Annotated in this window: 12 protein-coding genes and 2 pseudogenes; 7 read left to right on the top strand and 7 right to left on the bottom strand. The window is 67.0% G+C overall.

The features are described from left to right. Positions 1-154 precede the first annotated feature (154 nt). On the top strand, positions 155-769 hold the full coding sequence (locus tag ACOHX0_RS07830) for an acyl-homoserine-lactone synthase (protein ID WP_420676126.1): 615 nt from the start codon (positions 155-157) through the stop codon (positions 767-769). A 77-nt stretch (positions 770-846) separates the two neighbouring features. Further along, on the top strand, positions 847-1,098 hold the full coding sequence (locus ACOHX0_RS07825) for a hypothetical protein (RefSeq protein WP_420676125.1): 252 nt from the start codon (positions 847-849) through the stop codon (positions 1,096-1,098). Positions 1,099-1,157: 59 nt separating this feature from the next. Here the strand turns inward: ACOHX0_RS07825 and ACOHX0_RS07820 are convergent, their stop codons facing one another. After that, entirely contained in the window at positions 1,158-2,603 is a 1,446-nt protein-coding gene (locus ACOHX0_RS07820) for an alanine/glycine:cation symporter family protein (RefSeq protein WP_420676124.1), read from the bottom strand. Positions 2,604-2,747: 144 nt separating this feature from the next. On the opposite strand from ACOHX0_RS07820, the gene ACOHX0_RS07815 reads away from it, so the two are divergent. Further along, positions 2,748-3,560 carry a helix-turn-helix domain-containing protein gene (locus ACOHX0_RS07815; protein ID WP_420676123.1) on the top strand — a complete coding sequence of 271 codons (813 nt, stop codon included), beginning with the start codon at positions 2,748-2,750 and terminating at the stop codon, positions 3,558-3,560. Here ACOHX0_RS07815 and ACOHX0_RS07810 read toward each other — a convergent pair. The 3 genes from ACOHX0_RS07810 to ACOHX0_RS07800 form a co-directional block, all read right to left on the bottom strand. Beyond that, positions 3,557-4,516, bottom strand: coding sequence for an asparaginase (locus tag ACOHX0_RS07810; RefSeq protein ID WP_420676122.1), 960 nt, complete (start codon positions 4,514-4,516; stop codon positions 3,557-3,559). The two genes, ACOHX0_RS07815 and ACOHX0_RS07810, sit on opposite strands and share 4 nt — an antisense overlap. Before the next feature lie 256 nt (positions 4,517-4,772). Next, entirely contained in the window at positions 4,773-7,181 is a 2,409-nt protein-coding gene (locus tag ACOHX0_RS07805; RefSeq protein WP_420676121.1) for a YbcC family protein, read from the bottom strand. A 13-nt stretch (positions 7,182-7,194) separates the two neighbouring features. Further along, positions 7,195-8,745, bottom strand: coding sequence for a proton-conducting transporter transmembrane domain-containing protein (locus ACOHX0_RS07800; protein WP_420676120.1), 1,551 nt, complete (start codon positions 8,743-8,745; stop codon positions 7,195-7,197). A 113-nt stretch (positions 8,746-8,858) separates the two neighbouring features. Between ACOHX0_RS07800 and ACOHX0_RS07795 the strand changes: the two genes are divergently transcribed. The 3 genes and pseudogenes from ACOHX0_RS07795 to ACOHX0_RS07785 all read left to right on the top strand — a co-directional run. Continuing rightward, the gene (locus ACOHX0_RS07795) at positions 8,859-9,749 is read left to right on the top strand and encodes a LysR family transcriptional regulator (RefSeq protein WP_420676119.1); all 891 of its coding nucleotides are present in this window, start codon (positions 8,859-8,861) and stop codon (positions 9,747-9,749) included. A 182-nt stretch (positions 9,750-9,931) separates the two neighbouring features. Then, positions 9,932-10,090, top strand: a complete 159-nt coding sequence (locus ACOHX0_RS07790) for a cytochrome ubiquinol oxidase subunit I (protein ID WP_420676118.1) — start codon at positions 9,932-9,934, stop codon at positions 10,088-10,090. Positions 10,091-10,126: 36 nt separating this feature from the next. Beyond that, positions 10,127-10,456 (top strand): annotated as a pseudogene (locus ACOHX0_RS07785) (cytochrome ubiquinol oxidase subunit I); the annotation flags it as partial. 134 nt (positions 10,457-10,590) lie between these two features. Here ACOHX0_RS07785 and ACOHX0_RS07780 read toward each other — a convergent pair. The 3 genes and pseudogenes from ACOHX0_RS07780 to ACOHX0_RS07770 all read right to left on the bottom strand — a co-directional run. Continuing rightward, positions 10,591-10,677 (bottom strand): annotated as a pseudogene (locus tag ACOHX0_RS07780) (sigma-70 family RNA polymerase sigma factor); the annotation flags it as partial. A 181-nt stretch (positions 10,678-10,858) separates the two neighbouring features. Then, positions 10,859-11,203, bottom strand: coding sequence for a hypothetical protein (locus ACOHX0_RS07775; RefSeq protein WP_420676117.1), 345 nt, complete (start codon positions 11,201-11,203; stop codon positions 10,859-10,861). Positions 11,204-11,316: 113 nt separating this feature from the next. Then, complete coding sequence (locus ACOHX0_RS07770) at positions 11,317-12,525, bottom strand: ROK family transcriptional regulator (protein WP_420676116.1); 1,209 nt, start codon at positions 12,523-12,525, stop codon at positions 11,317-11,319. 156 nt (positions 12,526-12,681) lie between these two features. Between ACOHX0_RS07770 and ACOHX0_RS07765 the strand changes: the two genes are divergently transcribed. Further along, positions 12,682-13,695, top strand: coding sequence for a sugar ABC transporter substrate-binding protein (locus ACOHX0_RS07765; protein WP_420676115.1), 1,014 nt, complete (start codon positions 12,682-12,684; stop codon positions 13,693-13,695). Positions 13,696-13,743 lie beyond the last annotated feature (48 nt).

Raw genomic sequence — 13,743 nt, 5'->3', positions numbered from 1 at the left:
AATTAAGCTATCGCATAACGATACGTCTGGACAAAGGGAAAACTACCTGTAGCTGTATAAAGCGGCGATTTGGCGCCGCGGCAACAGGCGGAGGCAGAAGATGCAGGGCAATAGCACACTCAGGCGTCCCGGGACGATCGGACAGGCGGAGACCATGGTTGTGCAATTTGCGCCCGTGCGGCTGCCGAAGGCGCTCAGAAGCCCTTGTCAGGATGTGCTCGATTCCCTGATGGACCTGCGCCGCCGGGTGTTCGCCGAGGAGCTCAACTGGCGGGTCTGGCTTTCCTGCCGCAGCGATCTCGACCAGTACGACCATCTCGACAGCCACTATGTGGTGGCCTGCGACCCGGTAACCCGCGAAGTCTTTGCCGGCGCGCGGCTGCTGCGCACCGACCGCGGCGGGGCGGACCCGGACCGCACGCAAATGACCTATATGGTGCGCGACGCTGTGCGCGGCCTGCTGCCTGGATTGCCGCAGGATCTCTGCGATGCGCCGCCGCCCTGCGACGACAAGGTCTGGGAGCTGACCCGCTTTGTCTCAAACGGCGACCCCGGTATGGGCCAGCTGGTCCTGCAGCGGCTGCACCGCTTTCTGCTGGAGCAGGGGGCCGAGCGGTTCGTGTTCCTGTCACCGCCGCCGGTGGCGCGGCTGGCGAAATCATCGGGCTTTACCAACGTGGTGCCGCTGGGCCCGCTGCGTGGCGGCAAGGGCGGCCGCTACCGGGTCTACTCCGCCGATCTGCCGCCGCTGCCGCAATTGCCCAAATGAGCCCTGCCCTGCAAGCTTCGGCGACGGAGCGCGGCGCACCATTCCCCAGTTCAATGCAAGAGTCCGGATAGATGCAGATGTCCCAGACGTGCTCCTGGCAAGCTCACAAGGATTGGATGGTCCTGGCCGAGATGCGCGGCATCCCGCGCGCGATGCAATTCCGGACCATGGGCGGCGGCATCGACATCTGCCCCGGCACAGCGCGGCGCTGGCGCGTCCGCCTGCACGGTGTCGCGGCCGAGGGCGAGACCCTGCGCGATGCCATCGACACTTGGGTGGCGCGCGCGGGGCTGAGCCCCTTCCCGCCGCTCAGCAAGCCGCCTGCCTGAGCCGCAGCCGCCTGGGTGCGCGCCGCCGCAGCGGCACGCCCCGATTTCACCTCAGCGCCTCACGCCGCCTCGCTGCCCTGCTTCGCCACCGGCTTCCACGCGCTCCGGTCGATGTCCAGATCGGCGTAGTTGTCCGGATCCAGCACCGGGCGGGCCACCCCCGCCTTCAGCTGCGCCCGGAAATCGCGCAAGAGGCGCATCGCCACGGGGAACAGCATCATGATTGCCAGCAGGTTCACCAGCGCCAGGATGCCCATCATCGGATCGGAGAAGAAGAACACTGCCGTCGCACCCGGTGCGGTCGCGCCCAGGAAGACAATGCCCATGATCGCCACACGGAACAGGACCAGCGACATTGGATGCTGTGTCAGCACGGTCAGCGCGTTCTCGCCCAGGTAGTAGTTGTACGTGATCGAGGAGAAGGCAAACAGCAGGATCGCCCCGGTCAAGAAGTACTGCGCCCAGTCCCCCAGGTGATAGACCATCGACTGCTGCGTCAGCGCGACGCCGTCAGTGCCCTCCGCACCCGGCTGGTAGACATCGCCCAGAAGGATCACGAAAGCGGTACAGGAGCAGATCAGGATGGTGTCGATGAAGACCGAAAACGCCTGGGTGATGCCCTGGCTGATCGGGTGGCGCACATCGGCAGTTGCGGCGACATTCGGGGCGGAGCCGAGCCCTGCCTCGTTGGAGAACAGCCCGCGCCGCAGGCCTTGCGCAATCGCAGCCCCCATGCCGCCGCCGACGGCCTGCTCCAGCCCGAAGGCATTCTTGACGATGGAAATCAGCACGCCGGGCAGTTCGGTGAGGTTCAACAGGATCACCACCAGCGCCATCAGGATGTAGCCGATTGCCATCACCGGCACCACGACATCCGCCACTTTGGCAATCCGGTGGATACCGCCAAAGATGACAACGCCCGCCACGATGGACAGAACTGCGCCGGTCCACAGCCGGTCTACGCCCAGGCTGTCCTGCACGGCACCGGCAACGGTATTGCCCTGGAAGGCATTGAAGCCGAGGCCGAAGGCTGCGATCAGGCAGATGGCATAGACCACTGCCAGCCATTTGTACTCAATCCCCAGCCCGTGGATGATCGAGCGGGCCGGGCCGCCGCGGAAGTCGTTCCCGCCCTCCCGGCGCTTGAACAGCTGCGCCAACGAGCATTCGACCAGACTGGTCGCCATGCCGACCAGCGCGACCGCCCACATCCAGAACACCGCACCGGGACCGCCCAGAGTGATGGCAACCGCCACCCCGGCGATATTTCCGCCGCCGACCCGGCCGCCGACCGAAAGCAGCAGCGCTTCGCGGGCGGAGATTTGGCCGGGGTCGTCCGAATTGGCATCGCTCCGCAGCACGCGGAACATGCGCCCGAAGAACTGGAACTGCACAAAGCCGGTGGCCAGGGTGATGAAAACGCCGAAAATGACCAGGATCGGGATCAGCGACCAGCCCCAGGTCAGGTCGCCGATCAAGCCGAAAATTCCTTCGACAAACTCCATAATATGACTCCTTCTGCGGCGGGGAACTGCCCGCGCCGGTGCGGCGCAACCTAGGCAGCGCGGCCGGAATTCTGAATTCACAAACTTGAAGCCGGATTGGGCGACTTGTAACAACAACCGCATCAACTAGCGAAAGTTCCCCAAATGTCGCGCGACCTGCCGCAAAATCTGCGCCTCCTGTGCAGCTACCACAAATCCGTCGCCGAGGTCTGCCGGCGGCTGGGCGTCAACCGCTCGCAGTTCAACCGCTATCTCAACGGCACCAGCTTCCCGTCGCTGCGGCTGATGCGGCGGATGTGCGATTTCTTCGGGGTCGAGGAATCCGAGCTCTTGCTGCCGCACGGCCAGTTTGCTGAGGTGGTGCGGCTGAAGCCGAGCGAATCTGGTGTCAGGGCGCAGACCGATGTGGTTTCCGCCATTGCCGAGGATATCCGCACGGCCTCGCGGTCCCGGCTCGACGCCTATACGGGCTATTACTTCACCTATTACAACTCGATGTCGCATCCCGGGCTGGTTCTGCGGTCGCTGACGCGGCTTTACCGCACACCGAACGGGATCAACGTGAAGAGCGTGGAAAGCGTCGGCTTCCCCGGCGCCCGCAAGTTCACCTGCAAATACGAAGGCGCCTGCTTCACGCTGGGCGACCGGATCTTCATGACGGTGATGGAGACGCTGACCCGCAACGAGGTGATGCAGATCATCCTCTACCCCAGCTACAACAACCGCATCCGGCTGCTGAGTGGCGTGGTTTCCGGCGTCGCCGCCCGCGCGCCGCGCCCGCCAGCGGCGACGCAGATCGTGCTCCAGTACCTTGGCAACCGCGTCGATCTGATGAAATCGATGCGGATGTGCGCGCTGTACCGGCCGGATGACGCGCATATCCCGGAAGAGATCCGCAGCATGCTGGCCACCGGGATGCGCGGAAATGGCTACCTGATCGAGGCGCCGCTGAGCTAGGACGCCGCCGTCAGCTCGCCGCAGAGGCAGGTTTGCAGGTAGAGCTGCCGGGCCTCGAAATCCGCGGCGCGGGCCAGCGCGAAATGCATCTTCACATAGGCCATCTCGGGGGTGATGTCGCGGCCGTCAATAACGCCGCTGTCACGCAGCACCTTGCCCGCCGCATAGGTGCCCAGCCGCATACCGCCCTCGGGGCACTGGCTGACCGCGATTACCGGCACCGCGCGCGCACGGGCGCGCTCCAGCGCGGCGCGCAGCTCCGGAAGATCCGGCGCAGTACCTGACCCGTAGCAGCGCAGCACCAGCCCGCCGCAATGCGCTGCGGCATGGTCCAGAAGCCCGGCCCACAGCCCCGGCGTGACCGAGAACACGCCCACCCGGTGGCCCGCGGTGCGCTGCAAGGCAGGCTCTGCGGCCGGAACCAGCGGCGGCGCCGTGCTCTGCCCGGCGGCAAAGGAATCGAGCGCGCTGGAATGCGACTTCCGCACCCGCGCCCCGTGCAGGAGCTTGCCCGCGAACTGCACCCAGACCCCGGCCGGAGCGCTGGCGGCGGCACCCAGCGCATCGCTGAGATTGCGCGCCCCGTCGCTGCCCGCGACTATGAGCGGCAGCATGGCGCCAGTGACAACGACCGGCCTGCCCAACCCCTCCAGCGCCAGGCAAAGCGCGGCGGCAGTATAGGCGAGCGTGTCGGTGCCATGGGTGACGGCAAAACCGTCATAGCGGTCCCGGGCGGCAAAGATGGACTGGGCAATGCGGTCCCAGTCCCCGGGCGTTGCCTCGGCGCTGTCGATCAGCGGCTCCAGCGTCTCGATATCAATGCTGGCTCCCACCGTGCCTGCGGCCGTGAGCTGCCGCACCGCGGCTTCCACCACGCCCTGAAGCGGCGCAAAGCCGTCCGGCGTTTCGGCCATGCCAATGGTGCCGCCGGTGTGGATCAGCAGTATCTGTTTCAAAACGTTCCCCCTCGCAGTCCGGGACAGCACATCTGGTGCGGTGCCGTCCGCGGCCTGGAGACTGTACCACCAAAAGCCTTGAGACCAGACACTTGCCTTGCGGATGCTGACGCGGACTGCGCCAAAACAAGGGCCAACTCGCGCCAGCCAGAGGCGGACCGGCCGGGCCCCGACCGCCGCAAAGAATACCCCGGGCCTGCCCGGCGGCAGGCCCCGGGCGGTCAAGCCCCGGCCTGGCGGGGTACCCGGCAGGCGGCTATTCGGCGGCGAGCGCGGGTTCCTCCTTTTGATCCCCTGCCGGCACCCAGCGCAGATCGCGGTCATAGCGCCAGGCCAGCCGGCCCGCATCATCCATCGCCAGAAGGTGCAGCCAGCGGTTATCGAACAGCGCTTTCACCTCCGGGTGGCGGGCGAGAATTTCGCTCATCGCTTCGCGCGGTGCCTCGATCACCACCGTGAGGCGCAGCGGATCGTGCTGCAGCCCGGTGCCGTCATGCACCGACTGCCACGGCAGGCCGGGCCGCAACGCGCCGCCGTTGCCCTCCAGCACGCCGATGCCGCCCGCCACGTTGTGCAACAGCTTGTTGCCGCCGCCGAACAGCGCAGGTGCCACAGTCGAGCCGTAGTATTGCAGGCTGATCCAGCTCGCCACCACCACCGGCGCGGTCAGGATCAGCTCCAGCACGCCAAAACCCTCGTCACCGCGCCAGTCATAGCTGTGCAGGAAGGACTGACCGGCCAGCGCCGTGCCTTCGGTGCGCCGGCGCGGGGCGGCGATGAAAGCGCGGCAGCCGACAAGGCCCCATTCCGGGCGCAGCTCGGCCCAGTCCCGGGCGCGGCGCAGGACATCCGCTTCGCCCCCGGCGCGCGGCAGGCGGCCCGCCCGCTCGGCCCGGGCCAGGCGGCCCGCCGCCTCCAGCCAGCCGCGGAGCTTTGCGATATCCGCATTCCACGGCCCGTTGGGCAGGTCCTGCTCATACAGAGTGACCCGGTCCGTCGTGGTGTGGTGCATAGCGGGCAGGAACACGGTGTCCAAGGGGATACCAATTCCGTGTTCGCGCAGCCCGGCGCGCACCTCCGCATCGTTCAGTAGGCCGGCCAGAAGCCGTGCGTTCACGTCGCCCGCATAGCCGCCGCACGCTCCGCAATGCAGCGCGCTTTCATGCGGGTTGTTGGTTACATCCGCGCCATGCCCGGCCAGCATCACCACCCGTACGAAATTGCCGGTAAGCGACATCGCGCCCAGCACGTTCCTGGCCATGATGATGCGCGCCGCAAGCCCGATCGACGGGTCCAGCTGCGGCGCCGGGCCGGCGGCCTTCTGCGCGCCGTCCGTCGCCAGCGCATCGCGCAACAGCTTGCCCGCATAGACCGGGCCAGTCGCCTCCACAAAGGCAAAGGAGGAAACCGCCGCCAGCTTGAACCGCCCCCAGGCCCGCTTGGCCCGTGCCGCATAGCGGCGGTCGAGGCCTGCCTGTTCGGGCTCGGCAGCCTCGGACCGCACACCGGCCTTCAGCAGCACCGGCCCGCGTGCCTCGGTCACGTCGGAACCGGCTGCCTTGTGGGCGCTGGCGAGGCCGAAGAAACCGGCAAATCCGATGGTCTCTACCCTTGCGTCCTGCGCCTCCAGGGCCCGGCGGAACACCTCTGAGCGCACGTCGATGCAGAAGGCGGCCTGCACCTCCGGGCGGCCCTCACGCTTGCGCGGCGCGGCCTCGGTCAGCATGGCCGCGAGCTCGCGCTGCTGGGCGCGCTCGGCGGCTTCCTGCAGCACCGCACCGATCACCTCGGCACGGCCCGGAGTGACCGGCGCCTCATGTGCGGCGGCCACCTCCTGCCAGCGCTCCGCGATCTGATCGTGGTAGAGCCCGAGCAGCGCCTCGTCAAAGACCATGCGGATCGCCAGCAGCTCGGTCACCGTGTTGTCGCGGCCGCCCTCGAGCTCGGCCTGCCACAAGAGACAGCGCGCGTATTTCGCCCAGCCGCCGAGAGTGCAGAGCCAGCGGTGAAACAGCGTGCCCGCGGCCGCCGAGCTGACGCCCAGTGCCTCGCTCGCGCGGCCGATCACACGCCAGTGCGAGCGGTTTGTGTCTGCGACGAAGGCGGCAAAGCCGGTCAGCCCACGGATTTCCGGCGTCAGGTCGCGCATGGCGAACTCGCGCCAGGCGTTGAAGGCGCCGCCCGCCCGGCTCGGTTGCCAGAGCGCCTGGCCCTGGTCGAAATGGCTCGCGGCCCAGTGGCCAATGCGCTCATCGATCAGCCCCGGCCAGTCGATGCCGGAGACGTCTGCCGCCAGCTCAGCCACCGTGGGCAGCGCAGCGGGTGCGGCGCCCTCACCGTCGAGCGCGGCCTTCACCTGCTCCAGGCTGGGTTTGCCGAAAGGGCCATCCACCGCGGCGAGTGCTGCGCGCAGATCCTCGTCCAGGATCTCGCCCGCGGCGATCTTCGCGGCCCAATACTTGCGCTCCGGTGTGACCCGGCTGCCCGCCACCCGCGCCAGCCGCGCGGAGGTTACGGCCAGCGGCTCGCCAGTCTGGCCGAGGAAGGGGTTCACCGCGACACTGGCTGACAGCGGGAAAAGTGGCGGGATCGCCTTGGCGGCGCTGTTGGCCTCGGCAGCCAGTTCCAGGAGCGCGGCGGGATAGGTTTCAAGTTTCATGAACATGTGGGAGCTCCCTTCAGGCAGCTTCTTGCTTCGACCGGCCGCCCAGCAGCTTGTCGAAGACCGCGTTTGCATAAAGACCGTTGGACAGGTGCACCCGGAGGCCGGCGGCAGCCGGATGCGTGGCCCAGAGCGGGAAGGTGGCCTGCGCGACGGCGGTGACGCCAAAGCTCTGCAAGGCTAGGATGATCAGCGCCCACTCCAGCGGCCCCGGTGCAGGGGCCGCCGGCAACGTGCCGGCAGTGAGATGCTGTGCTGCCGCCTGCAGCAGGAAGTAGCTGGCCGAGACCGCCGCGGCATAGATCACCGTGCGGCGGGTCAGCGCGCCCGGTGCGGCATCGGCAAAGCCCTGCTCCAGAAGGTATGCCACCCCGAAGATCAGGATCACGCCCAGCGCAATCGTCTGCACCGATTTGCCGTCAAAGCCGGACAGCGCGCCGATCAGCACGTAGATCGCGATGGCCGCGCCAAAGGCCTGCAGCACGTTGCGCGCGCTCGGCACCGCAACCGGACCGGGGCGCCGGATCGCCGCGACGTTGCGCACGGCTTCGCCTGCGCTGAGGAAAGCGTGCGCCTTGTAGAGCGAATGCGCCACGATGTGCAGCAGCGCCAGCGGGAACAGCGCCAAGCCGCATTGCATCACCATAAATGCCATCTGCGCGATGGTGGACCAGGCGAGCGAGGTCTTTACCGCGGGCTGGGTCAGCATCACCAGACCGCCGAACAGCGCGGTGAACCCGCCCAGCATGACCAAGAGCGCCATCACCCCGGGCGCGGCCAGCATCACGTCGGCAAAGCGGATCAAGAGGAACCCCCCGGCGTTGATCACGCCCGCGTGCAGCAGGGCGGAGACGGGCGCCGGCGCCTCCATCACTTCGGTCAGCCAGCCATGCACCGGGAATTGCGCCGAGGCCAGAGCCGCCGCCAGCGCCAGCAGCAGCGCCGCCGCGATGGTGAGCGCGCCGGGCTCCACCGCGGCAAGGATGGCGGCGATGTCGGTGGTGCCGTGCAGCGCAATCAGCACCGCCGCCGCGGCCCCCAGCGCCCCTTCGGCCAGACGCGAGACCACGGCCTTCTTGCGCGCTGCCCGCCGGGCGGTGGCGCGTTCCGGGTAAAACAGCAAGAGCCGGTTCAGCGCGAGGCTAGTCGCCGCCCAGGCCACGAGCAGCTGAATCAGGTTGCCCGCACTCACCAGCAGAAGCACCGACGCCAGCGTGCCCGCCATCCAGGCCGTGAACGCCCCCTGCCGCGGCTCACCATCCATGCAGGTGGCCGAATAACGCAAGACGATCCAGCCGATGAAGCTCACCAGCACCAGCATGGTGGCGCTCACCGCATCGAGCCGCACCGAGAGCCCGACGCCCAGCGCCCGGATCAGCGGCGAGGTGCCGGGGCCGTTCACAGCCAGCAGCGCCGCGGCGGCCACGGCGACGCCGGAAGCGGCCAGCGCCGCCTGTTCCGCAAGCTGCGGCACTCGGCCCGGACGCGGCCCCGGGTGGCGGCTGGCGTGGAACGCCGCTGCCAGCAGGATCAGCGGGCCGAGCAATGGCAGGAACAAATAGAACATGATGCGTTTCCCCTTATCGTGACAGGCCGCGGCCCTTTGTGGGAGAGGTACGAGGTGGGCAGCGGTAAATAAAATTCATTGTTCGCGCCTTATCGTTCTATTATCTAAATGTTATGCCGCTGAACTATCACCACCTGCGCTATTTTTGGGCCGTCGCCCACGATGGCAATCTGACCCGCACGGCGGCGCGGCTGAATCTGTCGCAATCGGCCCTGTCGGTGCAGATCAAACAGCTGGAGGAGCGGCTGGGCCACGCGCTGTTCGAGCGGCGCGGCCGGCAGCTGCACCTGACTGAGGCGGGCCGCATCGCGCTCGACCATGCGGATGCAATCTTTGCCGCTGGGCAGGAGCTGGTCGCCACGCTGCAGGAGGCAGGCCAGGGCCGCAAGGCGCTGCGCGTCGGCGCCCAGGCCACCCTGTCGCGCAACTTCCAGATCGCTTTCCTGCGGCCGATCCTGGCGCGGCTGGATGTGGAGGTGATCCTGCGCTCCGGCAGCCCGGCCGAGCTACTTGAAGGGCTGGAGACGCTGAACCTCGACCTGGTGCTGATGAACCGGCCGCCGCCAAGCGACAGCCTCACCCCTTATGAGACCCACCACATCGCTGAACAGGCGGTCAGCATCGTCGGCTGCCCCGGGCGGCTCGACCCCGCTCTGCCGCTGACAGCGCTCCTGGAGACCCAGCCCTTTATCCTGCCCACCTCCGACAATGCGCTGCGCACCGCCTTCGATGCGATGGCCAGCCGCCTGTCGGTGCGCCCGCAGGTGGCGGCGGAGGTGGACGACATGGCGATGATGCGGCTGCTCGCACGTGAGGACATCGGGCTGGCGCTGGTGGCGCCGATCGTGGTGAAGGGGGAGCTGGCCTCCGGCCTTCTGCTGGAGGCCGAGGAGCACCCGCGCATCCGCGAAACCTTCTATGCCATCACCCTGCGGCGGCGGTTCCCCAACCCGCTGGTGCAGGAGCTTCTGGCGAGCAGCCACAGCCCTGCTTTCCTGCCCTGAGCGCGGCTCATCGGGCCCCGGACCCGCACCGCTGAACGGGTGCCTGCGAAAATTGCCACGCATTCTTGCAAAGGCCGGAGGCCAAATCTCTCTTCCCATCCTGTGTCCCGCCATCTCTACTATGTTGGATGGATGCTTCCAGTCTTCCGGCTGCGCTTTTCCCGGACGGAGGCGAAAAATGGATGGCGGCCTGCCGCTTCTGGGTGAGGGTCTTTGCGCTCAGCATTGCGGTGCGAGTGGTCTCTGGCATCGCCATGCTGTGCCAGTCCGGCACCCATTGGCCGGGCTCCATGGAGACCGCCAGCAATATCGCCGGGCCGCTGCTGGCCCGGGAGGTGTAGACCGCCTTCTGCCTGGAGGCCGTGTTCGTGCGGATCATGCTGTTCGGCTTTGCCCGCGTGCGGCCGTGGCTGCACACGCTGGCGACCGGGCTGGGCGCCTTTGACCACCGTGCCGGCCTTTTGGATCATCGTGCCGAGCTCTTGGATGCACACGCCCCAGGGATTCGAAACGAACGGCGGCGTGAGCCATCCCGCGCGCTGGCGGGAAATCCTCCTCAGCCCTCTATGCCCTGCAGTTTCACCCATATGCTGCTGACCGGCTTGTTGGCCGAGGGCTTTCTGATCTCCGGCGTTTCGCCCTTCCGCTGGCTGCTGAGCGACCGCGGCAGCGAGGTGCGGGCGGCGCTGAAGACCGGCCTGGTGGCCGGCGCACTGCAGATCCCCTTGCAGATCCCCGCGGGCGGCAAGCAAGGGCTGTGCGCAATCTGGCAAATCCCAGCCGACGCCTGCGGTTTGTGCGGATCGAACATCGCTACCTTGCGCCAGAACGTCAGCATCACGTCCTGCACGATCTCCTCGGCCAACACGGGACGCGCGCCGGAGCGGGTCACAAAACCCTTCAAGCGCGGCGCCAGAAAGTCGAACATCTCCCCAGACGCCTCACGGTCCCGGCGAGCGCGCACAGCCCCCCCGCCACGCCGCAGGTCCGGGCGCTGCAGGTGGATTACCTGGACGAAACCTCGCTCGAAGTTGCGGCCATGGCTGCCGCCGAAGAGGGGCCCGCCCATCGGGTGATCGCCGCGGGCAGCATCCTGCCTCAGGACGGTCTCATGCCGGAAAAATCCCTGTGCGATTTAAGCGCTGAAGCTGGTGACTGATAATTTCGCTATCACGGTGGCGCGGGCGTTGCTGGCCAAATACTTCCTTCCACTCCTGCCGCGCGGTCTTTGCAACGATCTCCACGCGCGTGAGCAGCAACTCGGACAACCAGCTTGGCGGCTGGTATTCCCATCGCGCCTCCAAGGCGGCGCTGAACATGATCCTGCGCAGCACCGCGATCGAAACCGCCCGCAGCAACCCCGGGGCGATCGTCGCGGGCCTGCACCCCGGTACCTCCGACAGCACACTGTCGCGCCGGTTCCAGCACGGCGGAGCTGGGGGAAAGCTGTTCACGCCGCCATGTTCCGCCGACTGGATGCTGGATGTGATCGGCGCACTGACACCAGAAGACAGCGGCCATTGCTTTGCCTGGGACGGCAACCGAATCGAGCCGCAGGTGTGCCGCTTCAGGGCGCCTGGTAGACTTCGCCCGGGCCAGTATGGGTGTCGAGCAGGAACTGCGCGAACAACGGCCCGCTGGCGGCTCCGATAGGCCGGGCATTGGCGCCGGTCTGCCCTTCCGCAACGGCCGGGCGGATCAGCCCGCGGGCGTCGAGTTTTGCGATCTCCTGCCGCACGCTGCCAGCCAGACGCGCCCTGAACTCCGCAGGCAGAGCGCCGTCGATGAGCACGGCTTCAAAATCGATCACCGCACAGGCGGCGAGGCTGGCCTGCGCCAGCGCCGATGCCGCCTCCTCCAGCCAGGCGCCGGACTGCGCCTCGAACCCGGACCAGTCGAGCGGCAGGCGCCAGAGCCTTTCGCGCTCCAGCCCGGCCGCGTGCAGCCGGCTTTCCAGCACGTGCAGTGACGCGACATCCAGGAGCTGCTGCGGGCCCTGTGACCCCTGGACGGTCATCGGGCCCAGGGCGCCGGCATTGCCGCGCACCCCTTCGTAGACCGAGTGGTTCAGAACCACCCCGCCGCCGATGAAAGCGCCGACGAAGAAATAGACGTAGTCGCGGAATTCCTTGCCCCGGCCAAAGGTATGCTCGGCCCGGCAGGCGGCAGTGGCGTCATTGACCGGGAAGACCGGCAGCGCTGAAAAGCGCGCGATCTCATCCGCAACGCTGGTGTCCTTCCAGACCCGGAAGTCCGCCTCCGGTGCCTTGGCCTGCCGGTGCCAGCTCCACAGCTCGAAGGGCGCGGCGACGCCGATGCCGCAGATCCGCTTCACGCTTTCCGGCGGCAAGGCGCCCTCGATCTCCCGCATGCCCTCCCGGACAAAGTCAAAGACCGGTTCCGGCATCGGATAGGCATAACGCAGCTGCAGCTGGCTGCGGATGCCGCCGGTGAAATCCATCAGCAGCAGGTCGGCGCTGCGGCGGCCGATCTTCAGCCCGTAGGAAAACAGCCCGTCCGGGTTGATGGTCATCGGCACCGAGGGCTTGCCGACCCTGCCTTTCACGCTTTCGCCGCGGATCAGCAGCCCGTCGCTTTCCAGTTTGCGCAGGATCACCGAGGCCGTCTGCGGCGACAGTTTGGTGCGGCGCGCGATCTCACTGCCCGGCAGCGCGCCGTGGCGCAGGAGGGTCGAGAGCAGCAGGCGCTCGTTATAAGCGCGCACGCCGCTCTGGTTCACACCGCTGCTCAGGGTTCTGACTTTGTCGATTGCCATGCCACAGCCTTAAACAGATCCGGGGGTGGGAGAACAATGGCTTTCGCGCATTAATAAATCAAGTTTATTTAATTATTGACGCAACGGTATGATTCGGGTTTTCCTGCCTGCATTCGGGCGCAATGCGCAGAAAACAACCGATGTAGGGAGGACAAGATGAAACAACTGATGCTGGGTGCCGCCGTCGGACTGACCGGAATGGCCGGAATGGCCCAGGCCGAGGATATCTCCGCGTGCCTGATCACCAAGACCGACACCAACCCCTTCTTCGTGAAGATGAAGGAAGGCGCCGAGGCGAAAGCCGAAGAGCTTGGCATGACGCTGAAATCCTTTGCGGGCAAGGTCGACGGCGACCACGAAACGCAGGTCGCGGCAATCGAGACCTGCATCGCGGATGGCGCCAAGGGCATCCTGCTGACCGCTTCGGACACCAGCTCGATCGTGCCTGCCGTGCAGCAGGCGCGTGATGCCGGGCTCGTGGTGATTGCGCTCGACACGCCGCTTGAGCCGATCGACGCAGCCGATGCCACCTTTGCCACCGACAACTTCGTCGCGGGCGAGCTGATCGGCAAATGGGCCGCTGCCACCCTGGGCGAGGAGGCCGCAAATGCGAAGATCGCGATGCTTGACCTGGCTGTCAGTCAGCCCTCCGTCGGAGTGCTGCGCGATCAGGGCTTTTTGCAGGGCTTCGGCATAGATCTGGGCGATCCGAACAAATGGGGCGACGAGACGGACCCCCGCATCGTCGGCCATGACATCACCGCCGGCAACGAGGAAGGCGGCCGCCGCGCCATGGAAAACCTGCTGGCCGCCGACCCGATGATCAACGTGGTCTACACCATCAACGAGCCCGCCGCGGCCGGCGCCTATGAGGCGCTGAAGGCGATCGGCCGGGAAAACGACGTGCTGATCGTTTCGGTCGACGGCGGCTGCCCCGGGGTGCAGAATGTGAAGGACGGTGTGATCGGCGCCACGTCGCAGCAGTATCCGCTCGACATGGCCGCGCTCGGCATCGAAGCGATCAAGGCCTGGGCCGAAACCGGAGAGAAACCGCAGCCATCCGAAGGCAAGGAGTTCTTCGACACCGGTGTGGCGCTGGTGACCGACCAGCCGGCCGATGGCGTGGAATCGATCGACACGGAAAAAGGCACCGAGCTGTGCTGGGGCTGACCCCGCCCGGCTTGCGTTCCCGTAACACCTGAACCAACAGAGGGGCGG

This window comes from Cribrihabitans pelagius, assembly GCF_048820915.1.
In the GTDB taxonomy this organism is placed as follows: Bacteria; Pseudomonadota; Alphaproteobacteria; order Rhodobacterales; family Rhodobacteraceae; genus Cribrihabitans_A; species Cribrihabitans_A pelagius.
Note: the sequence above shows the minus strand (reverse complement) of the source record. Positions and strands in the feature narration are given on the sequence as shown.